This is a genomic window from Actinomadura nitritigenes (genome assembly GCF_017573545.1).
Lineage (GTDB): Bacteria > Actinomycetota > Actinomycetes > Streptosporangiales > Streptosporangiaceae > Spirillospora > Spirillospora nitritigenes.
In genome coordinates this window covers 99,982-119,095 of sequence record NZ_JAGEOK010000008.1, presented here as the reverse complement: position 1 = coordinate 119,095, position 19,114 = coordinate 99,982, and the positions used below count along the sequence as shown (strand labels likewise).

General features: G+C 73.8%; 17 protein-coding genes and 1 pseudogene. 8 read left to right on the top strand and 10 right to left on the bottom strand.

Going from position 1 to position 19,114, the window contains the following annotated elements; all coding sequences use genetic code 11:
- Positions 1–35: 35 nt before the first annotated feature.
- The 3 genes from J4557_RS13955 to J4557_RS13945 all read right to left on the bottom strand — a co-directional run bounded on the left by J4557_RS13955 (position 36) and on the right by J4557_RS13945 (position 3,439).
- Complete coding sequence (locus J4557_RS13955) at positions 36–1,439, bottom strand: NAD-dependent malic enzyme (RefSeq protein ID WP_208266944.1); 1,404 nt, start codon at positions 1,437–1,439, stop codon at positions 36–38.
- 102 nt (positions 1,440–1,541) lie between these two features.
- On the bottom strand, positions 1,542–2,264 hold the full coding sequence (locus tag J4557_RS13950) for a cytidylate kinase-like family protein (protein WP_208266943.1): 723 nt from the start codon (positions 2,262–2,264) through the stop codon (positions 1,542–1,544).
- A 209-nt stretch (positions 2,265–2,473) separates the two neighbouring features.
- Positions 2,474–3,439, bottom strand: coding sequence for a tetratricopeptide repeat protein (locus J4557_RS13945; RefSeq protein WP_243775721.1), 966 nt, complete (start codon positions 3,437–3,439; stop codon positions 2,474–2,476).
- A 381-nt stretch (positions 3,440–3,820) separates the two neighbouring features.
- Between J4557_RS13945 and J4557_RS13940 the strand changes: the two genes are divergently transcribed.
- Complete coding sequence (locus J4557_RS13940; protein ID WP_307799759.1) at positions 3,821–5,023, top strand: ATP-binding cassette domain-containing protein; 1,203 nt, start codon at positions 3,821–3,823, stop codon at positions 5,021–5,023.
- Complete coding sequence (locus tag J4557_RS13935) at positions 5,016–6,362, top strand: hypothetical protein (protein WP_208266942.1); 1,347 nt, start codon at positions 5,016–5,018, stop codon at positions 6,360–6,362. The genes J4557_RS13940 and J4557_RS13935 overlap by 8 nt, the downstream gene beginning before the upstream one ends.
- 47 nt (positions 6,363–6,409) lie before the next feature.
- Here J4557_RS13935 and J4557_RS13930 read toward each other — a convergent pair whose 3' ends face one another.
- Positions 6,410–6,733 (bottom strand): DUF3817 domain-containing protein, encoded by a 324-nt coding sequence (locus J4557_RS13930; protein WP_208266941.1) that lies wholly within the window; start codon positions 6,731–6,733, stop codon positions 6,410–6,412.
- Between the two features lie 259 nt (positions 6,734–6,992).
- Here J4557_RS13930 and J4557_RS13925 point away from each other — a divergent pair, with 259 nt between their 5' ends.
- Positions 6,993–7,781, top strand: coding sequence for a DUF2127 domain-containing protein (locus J4557_RS13925; RefSeq protein WP_208266940.1), 789 nt, complete (start codon positions 6,993–6,995; stop codon positions 7,779–7,781).
- 44 nt (positions 7,782–7,825) lie between these two features.
- Positions 7,826–8,521, top strand: a complete 696-nt coding sequence (locus tag J4557_RS13920) for a DUF4230 domain-containing protein (protein WP_208266939.1) — start codon at positions 7,826–7,828, stop codon at positions 8,519–8,521.
- Positions 8,522–8,648: 127 nt separating this feature from the next.
- On the opposite strand, the gene J4557_RS13915 is transcribed toward J4557_RS13920, so the two are convergent.
- On the bottom strand, positions 8,649–9,848 hold the full coding sequence (locus J4557_RS13915; RefSeq protein WP_208266938.1) for an acetyl-CoA C-acetyltransferase: 1,200 nt from the start codon (positions 9,846–9,848) through the stop codon (positions 8,649–8,651).
- A gap of 106 nt (positions 9,849–9,954) precedes the next feature.
- On the opposite strand from J4557_RS13915, the gene mce reads away from it, so the two are divergent.
- The 3 genes from mce (at position 9,955) to J4557_RS13900 (ending at position 13,702) form a co-directional block, all read left to right on the top strand.
- Positions 9,955–10,377 (top strand): methylmalonyl-CoA epimerase, encoded by a 423-nt coding sequence (mce, locus tag J4557_RS13910; protein WP_208266937.1) that lies wholly within the window; start codon positions 9,955–9,957, stop codon positions 10,375–10,377.
- Positions 10,378–10,779: 402 nt separating this feature from the next.
- Positions 10,780–12,123: a DivIVA domain-containing protein gene (locus J4557_RS13905; RefSeq protein WP_208266936.1), complete on the top strand. Its 1,344-nt coding sequence runs from the start codon at positions 10,780–10,782 to the stop codon at positions 12,121–12,123.
- 154 nt (positions 12,124–12,277) lie between these two features.
- Positions 12,278–13,702 (top strand): AI-2E family transporter, encoded by a 1,425-nt coding sequence (locus J4557_RS13900; RefSeq protein ID WP_307799757.1) that lies wholly within the window; start codon positions 12,278–12,280, stop codon positions 13,700–13,702.
- A gap of 34 nt (positions 13,703–13,736) precedes the next feature.
- On the opposite strand, the gene J4557_RS13895 is transcribed toward J4557_RS13900, so the two are convergent.
- The 4 genes from J4557_RS13895 to J4557_RS13880 form a co-directional block, all read right to left on the bottom strand.
- On the bottom strand, positions 13,737–14,528 hold the full coding sequence (locus J4557_RS13895; protein ID WP_208266934.1) for an alpha/beta fold hydrolase: 792 nt from the start codon (positions 14,526–14,528) through the stop codon (positions 13,737–13,739).
- Positions 14,529–14,644: 116 nt separating this feature from the next.
- The gene (locus J4557_RS13890; RefSeq protein ID WP_208266933.1) at positions 14,645–15,367 is read right to left on the bottom strand and encodes an alpha/beta hydrolase; all 723 of its coding nucleotides are present in this window, start codon (positions 15,365–15,367) and stop codon (positions 14,645–14,647) included.
- Between the two features lie 42 nt (positions 15,368–15,409).
- Positions 15,410–15,721, bottom strand: coding sequence for an Rv1322 family protein (locus J4557_RS13885; protein WP_208266932.1), 312 nt, complete (start codon positions 15,719–15,721; stop codon positions 15,410–15,412).
- Between the two features lie 78 nt (positions 15,722–15,799).
- A complete protein-coding gene (locus J4557_RS13880; RefSeq protein WP_208266931.1) occupies positions 15,800–17,404 on the bottom strand; it encodes a 3-hydroxyacyl-CoA dehydrogenase family protein in 1,605 nt (534 codons plus the stop codon).
- Between the two features lie 35 nt (positions 17,405–17,439).
- On the opposite strand from J4557_RS13880, the pseudogene J4557_RS13875 reads away from it, so the two are divergent.
- A pseudogene (locus tag J4557_RS13875) lies at positions 17,440–18,282 on the top strand (LLM class flavin-dependent oxidoreductase); the annotation flags it as partial.
- A gap of 329 nt (positions 18,283–18,611) precedes the next feature.
- Here the strand turns inward: J4557_RS13875 and J4557_RS13870 are convergent.
- Positions 18,612–18,998: an SCO5389 family protein gene (locus tag J4557_RS13870; RefSeq protein ID WP_208266930.1), complete on the bottom strand. Its 387-nt coding sequence runs from the start codon at positions 18,996–18,998 to the stop codon at positions 18,612–18,614.
- Between the last annotated feature and the right edge of the window lie 116 nt (positions 18,999–19,114).

Sequence of the window (19,114 nt, the reverse complement as noted above, 5' to 3'; positions counted from 1 at the left end):
CCGCCCCGGACCGGGCCGCGGAGGCGAGGCGGCGGCTACGCCTCGGTGCGGGGGCGGCCGCCGGCGGCCTCGCGGACGGCGCCCGCGACGCGGGACGCCACCTCCGGGTGGAACACGCTCGGCACGATGTAGTTCGGGCCCAGCTCGCCCGGCGTGACGACCTCGGCCAGCGCCTGCGCCGCCGCCGCCAGCATCGCCTCGGTGACCCCGTCGGCCTGCGCGTCCAGCAGCCCGCGGAAGACGCCCGGGAACGCCAGCACGTTGTTGATCTGGTTCGGGTAGTCGCTGCGGCCCGTCGCGACGACGGCGGCGTGCTCGCGCGCCTCGTCCGGCGACACCTCCGGCTCCGGGTTCGCCAGCGCGAACACGATCGCGTCCTCGTTCATCGTCGCGATGTCGTCGCCGTTGAGGATGCCGGGCGCGGACACGCCGATGAACACGTCCGCGTCCTTCACCGCGCCGCGCAGGTCGCCGGAGTAGCCGGCGGTGTTGGTGTGCTCGGCGATCCAGCGCAGCGAGTCGTCCAGGTCGGCGCGGCCCTTGTGCACCGCGCCCCGGTAGTCGCAGACGATCAGGTCGCGCGCGCCGGCGTGCATGAGCAGCTTCAGGATGGCGGTGCCGGCCGCGCCCGCGCCCGCCATCGTGATCCGGACCGAGCCGATGTCCTTGCCGACGACCCGCAGCGCGTTGGTCAGCGCGGCCAGCACGCAGATCGCGGTGCCGTGCTGGTCGTCGTGGAAGACCGGGATGTCCAGCAGCTCGCGGAGCCGCCGCTCGACCTCGAAGCAGCGCGGCGCGGAGATGTCCTCCAGGTTGATGCCGCCGAACGCGGGCGCGAGGATCTGCACCGTCCGGACGATCTCGTCGGTGTCCTGGGTGTCCAGGCAGATCGGCCACGCGTCGATCCCGGCGAACCGCTTGAACAGCGCCGCCTTGCCCTCCATCACCGGCAGCGCCGCCTCCGGGCCGATGTTGCCGAGGCCCAGCACCGCCGACCCGTCGGTGACGACCGCGACGCTGTTGCGCTTGATCGTCAGCCGGCGGACGTCCTCGGGGTTGCGGGCGATGGCGAGCGACACCCGGGCGACGCCGGGCGTGTAGGCCATCGAGAGCTCGTCGCGGTTGCGCAGCGGCACCTTCGACTGCATCTCGATCTTGCCGCCGAGGTGCATGAGGAAGGTCCGGTCGCTGACCTTGTGGATCTTGATGGAGTCGATCTTCTCGAGCGCGCTCGCGATCGCCTCGGCGTGCTGGGTGTCGCGGGTGGCGATCGTCACGTCGATGCGCAGCGTCTCGTGCCCCGCCGTGTTGACGTCGAGGGCCGTGACGATGCCGCCGGCGTTCTCGACCACGTGCGTGATCTGGCTGACCGCCTTGCCGCCGGCCGGGACCTCCAGCCGGACGGTGATGGAGTACGAAACGCTGGGCACGCTCGCCACGACAACCTGCTCCCTCTTGCTACCGGGTACGTCCTCGTCCCGGCCGCCACGTCCCATGGGGGCTCGGGACGCCCGGGGGCCGTCGCCCTCTCCGCCTGCGGCTCACAGCGCCCGCGCCGCGGCCGCGATCAGGTCGACGGCGGCGGATACGGGCAGCCTCGTGGTGTCGATCACGAGATGGTAGAGCCGCGGATCGGCGGGGTCGGCCCCGTAAAAGTGCTTCACGTAGGCCGTGCGGGCGCGGTCGTTGTCATCGAGCATACGCTCAACATCGCGGTCCGGCGTCCCGGTCGCCCCACCCGGACCGCGCGTCCCGCCCCCGGCCCGGCCCCGGCGGGCGCCCGGGACCGCCGCCGCCCGCCCCTCGGCGGCCTTCGCCAGCTCGTGCGCGGCGACCGCGAGACGGCGCTCCCGCGGGCCGTCCAGCCGGACGTGCAGCACGCCCGGGAGGCCGGCCAGCACCAGGGCGGCGGCGCGGCCGAGCAGCACGCCGCCGCCGCGCTCCGCCGTCCGGTGGATGACGCTCTCGGTGTGCTCGACGAACTCCTCGGGACGGATGACCGCCTGCTCGGGGAGGTAGACGTCCATGGCGCCGAGCGCGACGTTCGGCAGCCGCGCGGCGCCCGCGAGGATGCGGCCGATGCCGCTCTCGGCGCGGCCGTCGTGCGCGAGCGCCTCCTCCAGCGTGCATCCGATCTCGCCGGCGACCCGCACGGGGATGGCCCGGTCGAGGAACGGCAGCCCGAGGCGCTCGGCGACCGCGGGGCCGACCACGTCGCCCCGCGCGCCGAACGCGGCGGAGATGGTCACGACACGAGCGCTCACACCGGCTACATGCCCGATTCCGGGCGTCCCAAGGCCGCCGGCCCGCCGCAATCGCACGCGGGCAGGGCGATTCGGCGCCCGGCCGTCACGCGAGCGCGCCACCTGACCGGCGGGGCCCAAGCCGAAGGCGAGCCCCACCCGGGAAGCTCGCGAAGCGAGGTCGCGCTCGCCCGATCACGGTCAAGGGGCGAGCCCCTTGACCGTGATCGCTAGAACAACGCGGCCTGGAGGGAGCGGCGGGCCTTGGCGACGCGGGGGTCGTCCGGCGGGAGCAGCTCGAACAGCGACAGCAGGTGCGTGCGGGCCGCGTCGCGGTCGTCGCCCGCGCTGCCGCGCACCGCGGTGAGCAGCCGCCCGAACGCGTCGTCGATCCGGCCGGACACCATCTCGACGTCCGCGGCGCGGAGCTGCGCCTGCACGTCGCCGGGCTTGTCCGCCGCCTCCTGGACGGTGCGCTCGGGGTCCAGCCGCTCCACCCGCAGGCTCAGCTCGACCAGCGCGAGGCCCTGCTTGGCCTGGCCGTCCCTCGGGTTCCCGGCGAGGATCCGCTCGAAGGCGGCCTTCGCGCCGTCGAGGTCGCCGCGCTGCAGCGCGTCCTCGGCCTCGGAGTACACCGACCCGGCCGGCGCCGCCTCCTCGCCGGCGGCCGCGGCCTCGCCCGGCGGGGGCTCCGGCAGGATGCCCTCCTGCCGCAGCGCCTCGAAGAGCTGGTCGATCGCCTGCCGGACCTGCGGCTCGGGGGCCGCGCCGTTCAGGAACGGCAGCAGCTGCCCGGCCACGACCGCCGCGACGAACGGGATGCCGCGCACGCCCATCTGCTGCATGTACGCGCCGAGCTGCGGGTTGGCGTCGATGTCGACCTTGGCGAGGATCCACTTGCCGGCGGCCTCGGTGGCGAGCTTCTCCAGGATCGGGCTGAGCTGCTTGCACGGCCCGCACCAGTCGGCCCAGAAGTCGACGAGCACCGGGACGGTCTGCGACCGCTCCACGACCTCGGTGTTGAAGGTCTGGTCGGTGACGTCCACGACGTACTGTCCGGCGGCGGGCGCGCCGCCGGCCGGGCCGCCCGCGGGCGCCGCACCGGCCTGCGCCCGGCGCTCCTGCTGCTTCCTGGCGGCCGCCTGGCGAGCCCCCAGGTCGATGGCCCCGTGCAACGAAAAGTCCCGAGAAGGCATGGGTCCATCCTGCCCCATGACCGGCCCGGTCGGTGCGCCCGTCCGCTCGGAGAGGACCGCGCCGCGCGCCGGGCGCCGCCGGCGCCGGCGCGGCGCCGCCGACACGACGCCCCTTTCCGTGGGATGCCAACGCAATTGTCCGCCTTTTTTGAATTCTCACCTTCGGTCGGAAGGCAAAGAATCCAGGCGTCCTGCCGTAAAGGCAAAAAGATTGCTGACAGCCATCACCAAGCCCGGTTATAGTCGCGATGTCGATGCATCGTGCGACGGCAAAAGAGATCCGGTCCCCCGGACCCCGCCGATTCGGCCGGTCCGGGCGGACGGGCGCCGTGGGGCGCCGGGAGCGGCCACCGGCCCGGCTCGGACGACCGTCGCGCTCGCATGACGAGCAACGGGGGGAAACAAGTGATCGCGGAGCATTCCGCGATCGTGGCCCGAGGAATGGGTGTCCGCCGCGGGGGGCGGTGGCTCCTGCGCCCGGTGACCTTCGGCGTGACCGAAGGCGTGGTCGGCTTCGCCGGTCCACCTGGTGTCGGTAAATCCACTCTGCTGGCCACGTTCGCGACCTTGCGCCGGCCTAATTCCGGCGTGCTGCACATTCTCGGGCATGACATAACGAACGCCGCGGACCTGCGCGCCGCGCGGGCCCGGATCGGCTACCTGCCGGCCCGGTTCTCCCGCGCGGAGAGCATGACGGCGGGCGAGTTCGTCGCCTATGCCGCGTACTACAAGCGCACGAGCACCTCAGTGGCACGGTCCATCATGAAGCGGCTGGACCTCGCCGAGGCCGCCGGGACGGCGCTGTCGCTGCTGCCGCCGGACGTCCGGCTGCGCGCCGGGCTGGCCGCCGCCTGCGTGCACGGGCCCGACCTGCTGGTGCTGGACGACCCGTTCGGCGACCTGCGGGCCGCCGCCGAGCCGTGGCCGACCGGCGCGGCGGGACCGGGCGGGACCGCGTACTCGGCCGCGATGGCCGAGCTGGTCCCGGTGCTGCGGTCGCTGGCGCCGACCGTCCTGGTCAGCGCGGACGACACCGAGACGCTCACCGGCTGGTGCGACCGGTTGCTCACGCTGGCCCGCGGCAGGCTCAGCGAGCAGCCCACCCATTCCGCGGCGGCCCGGCGGGGCCGCACCGCCGCGGACCGGCGCGTCGCGGCGGACGTCCCGGGCGCGGCCCGGCCCGTCACCGACGAGCCCGTCGCCGGGCCCGCCGACCGGCCGGCCGGAGCCGGCCTCGGCACGGAGGCGGGCCGCTCCGCCGACCTCGCCGTGCGCGAGCCGGACGCGGCGGCGCACGCCCCGAAGGAGCACGCCCGGCGCCGGACGGGCCGGCAGCGGCGGGCCGCCGCCGTGAGGAGGCGGCCGGCGCGGCTCGCGCTGCCGCGCGTCGATCTGCGGCCCGCCGTGCTGCGGCAGGCCGTGCTGCGGCAGGCCGTGCTGCGGCAGGCCGTGCTGCGGCAGGCCGTGCTGCGGCAGGCCGCCGCGCTGCGCGGTACGGCACTGCGTCCCGCGGCACTGCGGCAGGTGGCGGTGCCGAGGCTGCGGCCGAGGCGGGCGGCCGCGGGGAGCGGCGCCGGTGTCTGACCTCGGTCGGGTGCTCCGGCTGGACGCCCGCCGCTCGGCGCTGCTGGTCGCGGTGCCGATCCTCTCCGCGGTCGGGACGGCGGCGGCGGGCCCGCCGCTGCTGCCCTCGGTCGCGTACTGGGACAACTCCGTCGTCGCGCTGCTCGACGCGGTGCGGTTCCTCGGCCCGGCCGCGGCCGGGCTGGCCGCGTGGACGGCCGTGCGGGAGCGCCCGCTCGACTACCTGCGCGACCTGACGGCGCGCTCGCCCGCCACGGGCGCCCTGCTCGACCTGCTGCTGCTCTCCGCGGCGGCGCTCGCGTCCTACCTGGTGGTGGCCGCGCTGGTGGTCGCGGTCACGCTGCTGCGGCAGGAGGCCGGGCACCCGCATCCGCTCGGCGTGGTGGCCGGGGCGGGCGCGCTGGTGCTGCACGTCGCGGTCGGCTACCTGGCCGGACGGGTCGTCCCGCACCGGGCGACGGCGGCCGTGGTGCTCGCCGTCACGGCGCTGTGGGCCGCCCTCCGCGTGCCGGGGACGTCGTGGCTGAGCCTGCTCCCCCCTGCGGCGTTCAACCGCATCCCCCTGTTCACCACGCTGCGCGCGGGCGTGCTCGGCTACCAGGTGCTGTGGGCGTCGGGGCTGACGGCCGCGCTCGTCCTCGGGTACGTGCTGTGGGCGACGCGGCGGCTGCTGCTCGTCCTTCCGCTGGCCCTGGCGCTGGCGGCGACCGGCGGCGCGACGCTCGGGCTGCGCGACGCCGGCGGGACGGTGGCGCCCGCGCCGGCGGAGCGGGTGTGCCGGGAATGGCCGCTGACCGTCTGCGTGCATCCGGCACTGCGCGCGGCGCTGCCCTCGCTGATGACGGCCGTGACGCCGCTCGCGGCGCGCCTGCGCGGCACGCCGGGCGCGTTCACCCGCGTGGAGCAGCTCCCGGGCTGGGCGCCCGCCGGGGTCGCGAACGGCGTCGCCGGCATCCACCTGGACGAGAACCTGTCGCCCGGCTACCAGGAGCGGGCCGTCCGCCAGATCAGGGACGGCCTGCTGGACGCGGGCGCGTGCGCGGTCACCGGCCGGCCGGGCGGCTACGGCTCCCTGGTGGACGCGTGGCTGCTCGGCGAGCAGCCGCCGGCGATCCGCGACGCGGGGGCGGCGCGCCGGTTCGGCTCATGGGGCGACGACCGGCGGCGCACCTGGCTGCGCCGCCATTTCGCGGGCTACCGCTCGTGCGCGCTGGGTCCGTCGGACTTCCGGCCGGCGCTCCGGCGCGTCCACCGCGGCGCGGGACAGGTGGTGCGGGACGCCCACCGGGCCGTCCCGATGCGACCGCGGGAGCTGGGGAGCACGCGGTCTCCCGCGTGACCGCGGCGGAACCCCCATCCCGGCCGCGGCCACGCGGAAGTCTTCGGTCAGGCCCGTCCGGCGGGCTGCGGCTCGGGACGGGCGGCGGTGGCGGGCTTGGCCCAGTGCCGCTCGACGAAGAACGGCGCGACGGGCAGCACCGCGGCGATGAGCGCGAGGACGGTGCGCTTGAGGCCCCAGCCGAGCTTCTCGCCGGCGGCGTACGCCAGCCCGACGTAGCCGAGGAACAGGATGCCGTGGATGGGTCCCATCACCTGGACGGCCACCGGCAGGTCCGCGCCGTACTTCAGCGGCATGGCGATGAGCAGCAGCACCAGGAAGGAGGTCGCCTCGGCGATGGAGACGACACGGAACGCGCGCACGATGTCCACGACCCCCTCAACGCCCCGCCGCCGTCCCCGGTTCCCCCGCCCCTATGGCCCTGCTCACACACGCCGACCGGTCCTCCGGCCTGCGGCGATCCGGGCCGTCGCGATCGCGAGCGAAGCCGGAATCGAGCTTGCGAGAATCCGATCGCGCAGCGAGCCCCAAGGTCGAGCCGGAGCGATGCAGCGATCGCACGCATCGCCCGTTGAAGGAAGGCGCTCCAGCGCCTGACGCCAAGGGCAATGCAGACAATAGGGTGTGCGGGTGGACTGGAGCCTTCTGACCTGTGCGCGCAAGGGGCACATCACCTACGCCCCCGACGAGCGGCCGCTGCGCGAGCGGCTGGTGGTGGCGTCCCCCGTCGGCGACGCGTGGCGGTGCCTGCGCTGCGGTGCGTACGTGCACGGCGACCCGCACGGCTCGGGGCCGGCCGACGAGGCGCCGCTGGTGAAGCGCGGCAAGGAGCTGCGCGACGCCTTCATCATGCGGTTCTTCGCGGTGGAGCGGCTGATCCGCGGGCTGATCGTGGCGGTCGCCGCGTACGGGGTGTGGCGGTTCGCGAAGAGCCGCGGCTCCATCCAGGAGGTCTTCGACAAGGAGATCCCGCTGCTGCGGCCGATCGCGAAGCAGTTCGGCTGGGACCTGGACCACTCCAAGATCGTCACCTCGATCCGGCACGTGTTCGGGCTGGAGGAGCGGACGCTGCGCTGGCTCGCGATCGGGCTGCTGGTGTACGCGGCGATCGAGATCACCGAGGCGGTCGGGCTGTGGCTGCTGCAGCGGTGGGGCGAGTACTTCGCGGTCGTCGCGACGTGCTTCGGCCTGCCGGTCGAGATCTACGAGCTGTCCGAGAAGGTCACCGTGCTGCGGATCGGCGCGCTGGCCATCAATATCGGTCTGATCGTCTACATCATCGTCACCAAACGGCTGTTCGGGGTGCGCGGCGGCCGGGCCGCCCACGAAGCGCATCTCCGCAGCGAGTCGCTGATGGAGGTGGAGCACGCGGCGACCGATCCGGACGTCGCGCGGCCGCCTCACCACGCCGCGGGATGACCGGGATGAGGTGAGGGGGCGACAAGTCCGGGAATGTGGGGGACATGCCGAAGAACGACGCGGCCCGCGAGCCCGCCCCCCAGCGCGTGCGACCCGTCCCCCGGCGGGGTCTCCTCACCCCCCTGGTGCTCATCGTGGCGACCATCGCGGTCGTCCTCGTCGTGCAGCAGGCGGTGCACGGCCTGCCGCACTGGCTGAACCCCTTCCACGAGGAGACCAAGGACCGCAGCGGCCCGGTGCTGCTGCAGTCGATCCGCGACCTGAACCGGTACGAGGCCGCCAGCGGCAACTTCCAGGTCGTCGTCGACCTGGAGAAGGACGCGAAGTTCCTGCCGTCGTCGCTGCGCGGCAAGCGGACCCTGTTCGTGGGCAACGGCTCCGTCGACGCCTACGTGGACTTCTCGCGGATCGCCACCGGCGCGGTCAAGGTGAACGCCGACCGGACCGCCGCGACGATCACGCTGCCGCACGCCCAGCTCGAACCGACCAACCTCGACACGAAGCGCAGCTACGTCTACGCGACCGAGCGCGGCCTGTTCGACCGGTTCGGCGACTTCTTCAGCAGCAACCCGGACAACCAGCAGCAGCTGTACGTCCTGGCGAGCCAGAAGATCCAGACGGCCGCGCAGCAGAGCCGGCTGGCCGCCCAGGCGGACGCCAACACCAAGCGGATGCTGGAGGGCATGCTGAGGGCGCTGGGCTTCCGGACGGTCACCGTCCAGCAGCCCAACGCCCAGTAGCCCCCACATCGACCATCGCGCGGGCGCGACCGAAGGTCTGCTGGGCGAACGAGCCGGAGGCGACGTTCTCCCAGCAGGTCGCGGAGCGACTCAGCGCCCGCCCGTGGACCCGGTCGGGGCCGAGCCGCTAGGCGAGGTCCTGAGCCGGAACGCGAATCAAGAGCGCGTCGCCCTGGCCGCCGCCGCCGCACAGGCCGGCGGCGCCGACGCCGCCGCCGCGCCGCTTCAGCTCGTAGGCGAGGTGCAGCGCGATGCGGGCGCCGGACATGCCGACCGGGTGGCCGAGCGCGATGGCGCCGCCGTTGACGTTGACCTTCTCGGGGCCGACGCCGAGGTCGCGCATGGACTGGATGCCGACGGACGCGAACGCCTCGTTGATCTCGATGAGGTCGAGGTCGTCGACGGTCAGGCCCTCCTTGCCGAGGGCGTGATTGATGGCGTTGGACGGCTGCGACTGGAGCGAGTTGTCCGGGCCGGCGACGTTGCCGTGCGCGCCGATCTCGGCGAGCCAGGCGAGGCCGAGCTCCTCGGCCTTCGCCTTGGACATCACCACGACGGCGGCGGCGCCGTCGGAGATCTGCGAGGACGACCCGGCGGTGATCGTGCCGTCCTTGCTGAACGCGGGGCGCAGCCGCGCGAGCGACTCGGCGGTGGTGTCGGCGCGCACGCCCTCGTCCTTGGCGAACACGATCGGGTCGCCCTTGCGCTGCGGGATCTCGATCGGGGCGATCTCGTCGTCGAAGACGCCGTTCTTGATGGCCGCGGCGGCGCGCTGGTGGGAGCGGGCGGAGAACTCGTCCTGCTCCTCGCGGCTGATCCCGAGCTTCGCGTTGTGGTGCTCGGTGGACTCGCCCATCGCGATGCCGTCGAACGCGTCGGTCAGCGCGTCGTAGGCCATGTGGTCGAGGACCTCGATCGAGCCGTACTTGTAGCCGGCGCGCGACTTCGGCAGCAGGTGCGGGGCCTGCGTCATCGACTCCATGCCGCCGGCGACGACGATGTCGAACTCGCCGGCCCGGATGAGCTGGTCGGCGAGCGCGATCGCGTCCAGCCCGGAGAGGCAGACCTTGTTGATCGTGATGGACGGGACGCTCATCGGGATGCCGGCCTTGACCGCCGCCTGCCGGGACGGGATCTGCCCGGCGCCGGCCTGCAGGACCTGCCCGAGGATCACGTACTGCACCTGGTCGCCGGCCACGCCGGCCCGCTCCAGCGCCGCCTTGATCGCGTGGGCGCCGAGGTCGGCGGCGGAGAAGTCCTTCAGCGCGCCCTGCAGGCGCCCCACGGGGGTGCGCGCTCCGGCGACGATCACGGACGTGGCGGTCATGAGGGGGCCTCCAGGATGGTGCTGCGGCGACGTTTGCCACCATACCCAGGGAAGCGGCGCACGCTTCCGTTCGCCCCCGTTCGGCCGTCCGTAGGGAGAAACGTCCATGCTGACCCGTATCGACCACATCGGTATCGCCTGTCACGACCTGGAGGCCACCGTCGAGTTCTACAAGGCGACCTACGGCTTCACCGACGCGCACTTCGAGGTGAACGAGGAGCAGGGCGTCCGGGAGTGCATGCTCAAGATCAACGAGACCGGTGACGGCGCGGCCAGCTACCTGCAGCTCATCGAGCCGATCCGGGAGGACTCGGCGGTCGCCAAGTGGCTCGCCAAGAACGGCGAGGGCGTCCACCACATCGCGTTCGGCACCGACCGGGCGGTCGCGGACGAGGCGGCGGACATCGCCGGGAAGGGCGTCCGGGTGCTGTACGACGCGCCGAGGAACGGTTCCATGGGTTCCTTGATCAACTTTTTGCACCCGAAGGACTGCCACGGCGTGCTGACGGAGCTGGTCCAGAAGGCGTAGCCGGCGGGCGCGGGGGCCGCGAGGCCCGGCGGGACGGGGCGCGGCGGGCGCATCGGCGCGGCCTCGCGCGCGCGCCGCGCGGGCGCGATCGGATCGTGACGTGTTCGATATCACCCGGCGGGCCGGTGGGGTGCAAGACCGCCGCTCTGTGAGCATTCGGACACATCTGGTGCATTTGCGACCCCCGTACCTGGGCACCTGGGGCACGCGACACGGTAACCGCAAACCGGGACAAAGCACGCAGCGCGTCAAGATGAGCCCCCAACACGGCAGTGTCCGGAGTACGCTTCATCCACCGGAAGAGGTCTGGGGCACCGCGCCCGTTGACGGCGGCCGTCCATGCCAGGCGATCAACCGGTCCCCGGAACCACCCGTAGCCCCGTCACATCAGGATTGAGCCCTATGCAGTCCGACATCGACGCCCAGCTCAGCAACTTCTTCGAGGACACGCCCCCGCGCGATTTCGACGTGGTGCTCCGTGGCTACGACCGGCACCAGGTCGACGAGCACATCAAACAGCTCGAGAACGAGGGCCGGCAGGCACGCGAGCAGTCCCAGGCCCTCCAGAGGGAGCTGTCGGACGCCCATCGGCAGCTGCAGGAGCAGGAACGTCCCACCTACTCCGGCCTCGGCGCCCGCATCGAGCAGTTGCTGCGGCTCGCCGAGGAGCAGGCGACCGAGCTCGTCCAGGCGGCCCGGTCCGAGGCCAACGAGATCAAGGCCGCCGCGAAGGTCGACGCCGCCGAGCAGCGCGCCACCGCCGAGAACGACGCCGCCGAGCTGCGCGCCACCGCCCAGCGCGAGGGCGACGACATGCGGCAGGCCGCCGAGCGCGAGGCCGAGGAGGTGCGCACCTCCGCCCGCCGCGAGGCCGACGAGCTGACCTCGACGACCGAGCGCGAGGTCGCCAAGCTGCGCGCCACCGCCGACCACGAGGTCGCCGAGAAGCGCGCCAGCGCCGAGCGCGAGATCGCCAAGCTGCGCACCACGACCGAGCGCGAGGTCGCGCAGCTGCGCGCGTCCACCAAGCGCGAGCGCGACGAGATCCTCACCACCGCCAAGCGGCAGGCCGACGAGATGCGCGCGCAGGCCCAGCGCATCCTGGAGGAGAGCGAGGCGCAGCGGGCGCAGGCCGAGGCCGAGTTCGAGATCCAGCTGGCCGCCCGCCGCGAGGAGGCCGACCGGCAGGACGCCGAGCGGCACGCCGCCGCGCAGGCCGCCACCCAGAAGCTGGTCGCCGAGGCCGAGCAGCGCGCCGCGTCCGCCGAGCAGCGCGCCGCCAAGGCCACCCAGCAGGCCGAGCAGACCCGGCGCGAGGCCGACTCGCACGCCAAGCAGCTCATGGCCAACGCGCGCAAGAACTCCGACAACGTCATCGCCGAGGCCAAGTCGCAGGCCGAGCAGCTGCTCGCCGAGACCAAGGCCGAGGCCGACCGCGTCCGCACCGCCGCGCAGCGCCAGGTCGACGAGCTGACCCGGCAGCGCGACAGCATCACGAGCCACCTCAACCAGCTGCGCCAGCTCATCGGCGGCGTCGCCCCGGCGATGGGCGGCGGCGAGCCCGAGCTGGCCGCGCCGCCGGAGAAGGCCGCCATCCCGGCCGCCGAGCCGAAGCCGGCCCCGGCGCAGCAGGCCCAGCCGAAGCCGCAGCAGGCCGCCCAGCCCGCCGGCAAGGCCGCGCCCGCCAAGCAGGCCCCGCAGGGCAAGAAGTCCGACGAGGACGACGAGGACTGGTGGCAGGAGTGACCCTCCGGGCCGCCTGACGGCCCGGAGGAACGACGGAGAGCCTGGAGGCGGAAACGTCTCCGGGCTTTCCGTCGTCTACACCCGTAACGCGTGGTCGGCGGCCCTCCGTCCTGACCCGTGAACGATGACGGCAGGACGGCGAAGGAGAAGCGGCGTGCCCGACGACACCCCCAGCGAGGATCGGCCGGAGGCGGCGCCTGGGAAGGCGACCACCGGCACCGCCGGCAAGGTCCCCGCGCCCGCACCCCCCGCCGACACCACCGACACCACGGACGACGCGAGCGACGACACCGAACGCGCGAGCGGCGGGAGCGGCGAGACCGCGGGGGCGCCGACCGGGGCCCTCGACACGGAGGCCGCCGGGCAGGAGCCCGCCTACGAGCTCGATCCGGCCACCGGCGGCCCGCGGACGCGTCCGGCGCCACCGGACGAGCCCGCGGAGCAGCGGCCGCCCGAGCCCGGCGCGCCGGACCCCGCCCACGACGTGGAGCAGCGCCGCCGCGAGGCCGGCGTGAACCCGCTGTTCCCGTTCGGCAGGCCCGGGCAGCCGCTCGGCCGCGCCCACCCCTTCGTGTTCGGGTTCACCGCCGCGCTCGGCGTGATCACCGCGTGGATGCTGGTGAAGGCCGCGACGAACGCCAAGTCGGTGCTCGTGATGATCGTGGTGGCGATGTTCCTCGCGGTCGGCCTGAACCCGGCGGTGGAGCGGCTGCGCCGGCTCGGGCTGCCGCGCGGCGCCGCGGTCGGGACCGTGTTCCTGATCGTGATCCTGTTCTTCGCCGGGTTCGTCGCGTCGCTCGTCCAGCCCGTCACCGAGCAGGTCACCGAGCTGCGGCACAGCATCCCCGACTTCGTCGACCAGCTGCAGAACAACAAGACGCTGGCCGACTGGGACAAGCGCTACGGGCTGCTCAAGCGCGCGGAGAAGGCCGTCAACAGCCCGGGCTTCCAGAACGGGCTCACCGACACCGCCACCGGCATCGGCAAGGTCGCGATCAACGGCGTCTTCCAGACCATCACGATCCTGATCCTGACGCTCTACTTCATGAGCTCGCTGCCGCAGATCAAGACGTTCTTCTACCAGCTCGCGCCGCGCAGCCGGCGGGCCCGCGTCGCGCTGCTGGGCGACGAGATCCTCGACCGGATCGGCGGGTACGTCGCCGGCCAGTTCACGATCGCGTTCATCGCGGGGCTGTGCTCGTACATCTTCCTGTCGATCCTCGGGGTGAAGTACGCGCTGGCGCTCGCGCTGATCGTCGCGGTGACCGACCTCGTCCCGCTCATCGGCGCGACGATCGGCGCGGTGATCGTCTGCCTGGTCGCCTTCCTCACCGGGACGACCACCGACCTCATCGTCTGCGTGGCGTTCTACGTGATCTACCAGCAGGTCGAGAACTACCTGGTGTACCCGAGGGTGATGAAGCGGACGGTCGACGTCCAGCCCGCGGTGACGATCGTCGCGGCGCTGGTCGGCGCCGCGCTGCTCGGCGTCGTCGGCGCGCTGCTGGCGATCCCGACCGCGGCGGCGATCTCGCTGCTGATCCGCGAGGTGGTCCTGCCGAGGCAGGAGACGCTCTGAGCCGTTCCGGCCCGTCCGGTGCCGGCGGGCGGGGTCAGCGGGTGGTGCGGGCCAGCGCGGCGGCGAACTCGGCGACGGCCTGGTTGAACAGGTCGGGCTGCTCGACGGCGCACAGGTGCCCGGCGCGCGGGATGACGAGCAGCTCGGCGTTCGGGAGGGCGTCGGCCATGGCGCGCGCCTCGTCCTCGGTGGCGAGTTCGTCCTCGTCGCCGACCATCACCAGCGCGGGCACCTTGAGACCGCGCAGCGTCTCGAACGACTCGGGACGTCCCGCCATGGCGCGCAGCGCCCACGCCGCGGCGGGCGCGGGCGTCGCCTGGACGAGCCCCCGGACGCGCCCGTAGACGAGGGCGCGCTGCCGGTAGGTGGTCGGCCCGACGAGACCGGGCAGGACCTCGTCCAGCAGGACCCGGACGGTGCCGTCGCCGTCGATCGCGTCGGCCTGGCGCAGCCGGTTCGCGCGGACCGCGTCGGTGTCGGCGGCGGCGCGCGTCGAGGCGAGGACGACGCCGAGCACGAGGTCGGGGTGGCGGCGGCACAGCGCCATCGCGACGTACCCGCCCATGGACAGCCCGCCGACGACGGCGCGCTGGAGGCCGAGCCGGCGGAACAGGTGCGCGACGTCGTCGGCCATCAGGTCGACGGACGGGTCGTCGGTGCCGAGCCGCGAGCCGCCGAACCCGCGCAGGTCCGGGGTGACGACGCGGAACCGGTTCGCGAGACCCTGCCGCTGCTCGAGCCACATCGCCGAGGAGAGCGGGAAGGCGTGCAGCAGGACGAGCGGTGTCCCCGTCCCGACGTCCCTGGCGTACAGCTGCACGGTCATCCGGTTCCCTCACGTCCGCGTCCGCGAAACGCCGCCGCGTTCACGCGGCGGCCAGACAATCGTTACCCGCTATCGGGGGCGGTGGGACAGGAGTGGCCGCGATCGGCCGTGCGCGTTTATCTGTCCGGTTCGTCCCATTCTGTGGGAAGTGGATACGCGTCCGGCGCGACGTGCCGCACGATCTCGTTCAGCACGGTCCGGACGTACGGCTCCCCCACCCACAGGTGCTTGGCGTTGTCCACGCCGATCACCTCCGCCTGCGGCGCGCGCGCGAACCGCTCCCGCGCCTCCGCCGGGCGCAGGTAGTCGTCGAACTCCGGGACGAGCGCGACGAGCGGCCGCCCGTCGGCGCCCCAGGCGTCCAGGTCGGCGTCCCCGGCCCGCTTCAGTGGCGGCGACAGCAGGATCGCGCCCTCGACCAGCGGGTCCAGCCCCCAGCGCAGCGCCAGCTCGGTGCCGAACGACCAGCCGAGCAGCCACGGCCGCGGCAGGTCGTGGTACTCGGTGTACTCCAGCGCCGCCGCGACGTCGAACCGCTCGGTCTCGCCCTCGCCGAACTCGCCCTCGCTGGTGCCGCGCGCCGACGTCGTCCCGCGCGTGTTGAACCGCAGGACGGCGAGGCCGGCGAGCGCGGGCAGCCGGTAGGACGCCTTGCGGAGCACGTGGCTGTCCATCATGCCCTCGGCGGTCGGCAGCGGGTGCAGGCAGACCAGGGTCGCGACCGGCGGCCGGTCCGGCGGCAGCGCCAGCTCCCCGACGAGCCGCAGCCCGTCGGAGGTGTGCAGGGTGATCTCCTCGCGCCGCGCCGGGAGCACCGTCGCCGCCCTGATCTCCGTCATCGACTCCCTCACTCGGTGGTGCCGTGCCCGGTAACGCCGCGCTCAGTAGCGCGGCGCGTTCCTGCTCCGCTGGACGCGCGGCGCCCGGCGGGCCCGCGCCTCCCAGCACGGGCGGTGCCAGTGCCGCCGGTCGTCGGCGCCGCCCCGCTCGTCCGCCGGCCACGCGACGACGTGCGGGGCGCCCGGCGGGATCTCCTGGTCGCAGCCCGGGCACCGGTACGCCTTCACCGCGGCCGCCCCCGCGATCGACCGGACGATCCAGTCGCCGTCCGGCCCCTCCTCCGTCCGCTGCGCCCAGCCGCCGCCCTGCGGCGGCTTCCCGGACACGGCACGGCGGTTCTTGCGGGGGCTCATGCCCACCAGGATATGAGCCCGCGCGGGCCGCCGGTCGCCGACCGGAGGCTCCCGGCGGCCGTGCTCCGGGCCCGGTGGTCAGCGGATCGGCACGCCCGCCGTGACGTGCTCGGTGAGGAGCGGGACGGGCGCCAGCGACGGCTCGCGGGTCTCGGCGTGCAGGGCGCGCAGCACGGCGACGGCGCGGTCGATCCCGAGTCGGTCGAGGTCGGCGATCGGGCCGGTCGGGTAGCCGCAGCCGAGCGTCATCGCGGCGTCGATCGCGTCCGGGCCGGCGTACCCGGCGCCGAGCATCGCGGCGGCGTCGTTGAGGTACGGGAAGCGCAGCGCGTCCACGATGAAGCCGGCGCGGGCGCGGCAGCGGACGGCGGTGAGGCCGAGCCGCCCGGCCAGCTCCGCGGCGCGGTCGGCGACGCCGGGACCCGTCGCGACGGTCTCCGCGATCTCGGCGAGGGTGCCCGCCGCGTCAGCCGCGTCAGCCGCGTCCGCCGCGGGCAGGGTGGGCAGGTGCAGGCCGACGACGTCGGCGGGACGTCCGGACGCCATCGCCGCCTCGGCCACCGGAACGGTCGCGGACGTGACGGCGAGGACCGCGCCCGGCCTGGCCGCCCGCGCCGCGGCCGCGAGCAGCTCGCGCCCGGCGCCGGCGTCCCCGGACGCCTCGACGATCAGATCGCACTCCGCGAGGCCGGCGGCGGCGTCGCGGACCTGCGCGCCCGCGCGGTCGCAGAGCGCGGCGAACGCGTCGGCGAGGGCGCCGGCGCCGAGGACGCCGACGACGGGCGCGGGACCGTCCGCCGGCGCGGGCGCCTCGGCCTTCGGCGCGCCGTGGTCGTAGAAGCCGCGGCCCGTCTTGCGGCCGAGCAGCCCGGCGGTGACCAGCTCCCGCAGCAGCGGGGACGGCGCGTGCCGCCGGTCGCGGGTCTCGGCGTGGATCGCCTCCAGCACCTCCAGGCAGGTGTCGAGGCCGATCAGGTCCATCAGGGTGAACGGGCCCATCGGCAGGCCGGCGCCCACCGTCATCGCGGTGTCGATGTCGTCGCGGGTCGCGTGCCCGGACTCCAGCATCCCGGCGGCCTGGTTGAGGTAGCCGAACAGCAGCCGGTTCGCGACGAACCCGGCGCGGTCACCGATGGTGACCGGGGTCTTGCCGAGGTCCTGCACCAGCGCGGCGACGCGGTCGACGGCGTCCGGCTCGGTGAGCACCGTGCGGATGACCTCGACCAGCCTCATCACCGGCGCCGGGTTGAAGAAGTGCACCCCGACGATCTTGGTGGGCCGCTCCGTGGTGACGGCGATGTCGGTGACCGACAGCGAGGAGGTGTTGGTGGCCAGCACCGCGTCGGCGCGGCACACCCCGTCCAGCGTCGCGAACACCTTGCGCTTGAGGTCGAGGCGCTCCGGCACCGCCTCGATGACCAGGTCGCAGTCGCCGAGGTCGGCGAAGTCGGTGGACAGCGCCACCCGGCCGAGGATCTCGCGCTGCGCGTCCTCGGTGAGCTTGCCGCGCTTCACCGCGCGCCCCGTCGACTTCTCGAGGTGGCCTCGGCCGCGCTCCAGCGCGTCCTGGTTCACCTCGATGCCGACGACCGCCAGGCCGCCGCGCGCCAGCACCTCGGCGATGCCCGCGCCCATGGTCCCCAGTCCGACGACCCCGACCCTGCTGAACGAACCACCAGTCATGGACGGCAGTCTCCCAGAGCGCTCGGCCGGCCCGGATGCCGGGTACGACCGGTGACGTGCGCTTCGGAATCTTCCTGCTCGCCGCCCGCTACCCCGGTCAGGACGACGCCGCCGCCCTCGCCCGCACGGTCGAGGCCGCCGTCGCGGCGGAACGCGCCGGGTTCGACGACGTGTGGCTGGCGGAGCACCATTTCATGTCCTACGGCGTCATCCCGTCGGCGACGCTGATGGCGGGCCACATCCTGGCCATGACCCGCCGCGTCCACGTCGGCACCGCGGTCAGCGTCCTTTCCGACCAGCATCCCGTCGCGCTCGCGGAGCAGGCGGCGATGCTGTCGCTGCTCTCCGGCGGGCGTTTCCGGCTCGGCGTCGGACGCGGCGGCCCGTGGCGCGATCTGGAGGTCTTCGGAACCGGGTTCCGCCGCTACGAGGAAGGGTTCGCCGAATCCCTCGACCTGCTGCTCGCCTGGCTGCGCTCGGAACGGCTCGGGTGGCGGGGCGAGCACTTCTCGTTCCGCGAAGTCCCGGTCGTGCCGAGAACGGACGACCCGCCGCCGGTCTCCGTCGCGTGCACCTCTCCCGCCACCGAGGCGATCGCCGCGGAACGCGGTCTGCCGATGCTCCTCGGAATGCACATCGGCGACGGCGAGAAGGCCGCCGCCGTCGCCCGCCATGGCGTCCCGGGCGCGCCGCACGTCTCCGTCCACCTCGCACAGGTCGCGGACACGCGGGACGAGGCCGTCCGGACGCTGCTCGACGAGATGCCGCGCTGGCTCGGCCCCGGCCTGGACGGCTACGTGCCCGTCGACGACCGGCCCCGGCCGTCCCGCGACCCCGTCGCCTACACCCGCCGGCTGTGCGGCCTGCACCCCGTCGGCTCCCCCGGCGACTGCGCCGCCGCGCTCACCGCGACCGCCGAGCGGACCGGGATCCGGCATCTCGTCCTGCTGGTCGAGGCCGCCGGGGTCGCACCGCGCGACGCTCGAGAACATCGCCCGCCTCGGCGAGCAGGTGCTTCCGAGAACGCGCGCGGCGCTCTCCTGACGCGCAGCGCTCCCCTCACATGCGGACGCGCCGCCCTTCGCGAAGGGCGGCGCGTCCACGGCAACCTCCAGAGCCGATCCGGCAGCGGCGGATCCGGTGCTCGATTCGGCCGCGCCCGATTCGGCGGCCCGATTCGGCGGCCCCGATTCCGGCAGGGGCCGATTCAGCAGTCGCGCAGTTCCGGAGACTGGTTCAGGATCTGCTCGCGCGGCGTCACGAACGTGCGGTACGCCGCCGAATCACCGGACGGGAAGACCGCGACCCGATGGCAGTTCTGGAACGCCAGCTTCACCCCGAAGTAGCGTTCCAGCGTTCCGCGCATCGCGTCGCTCGCCAGCACGCGCAGCAGCTGGCCGCGCGCCCGCTCGTCCGGCGGCGGCGTCAGGTTGTCGGCGAACTCGCCACCGTCCACCTGCAGCCGCGCCACCAGACCGCTGATCAGCTCCCACGCGTACGGGAGGGACGTCCTGATGCATTCGACGAACTCCTTGTCGCCGATCTCGCCCTGCCGAGCCGTCTCGAGGAGTTCCGGGGACACGTCAAGGGACATCGCGGGGGTCCTTTCGCAGACGGATGAAACCCACCACCCGCGACGCTAATCACGGCATCCCGACAATTCCAGGCTTGACAGCGGTCCTTACATGGGCCATACGAGACCCTCGGCCG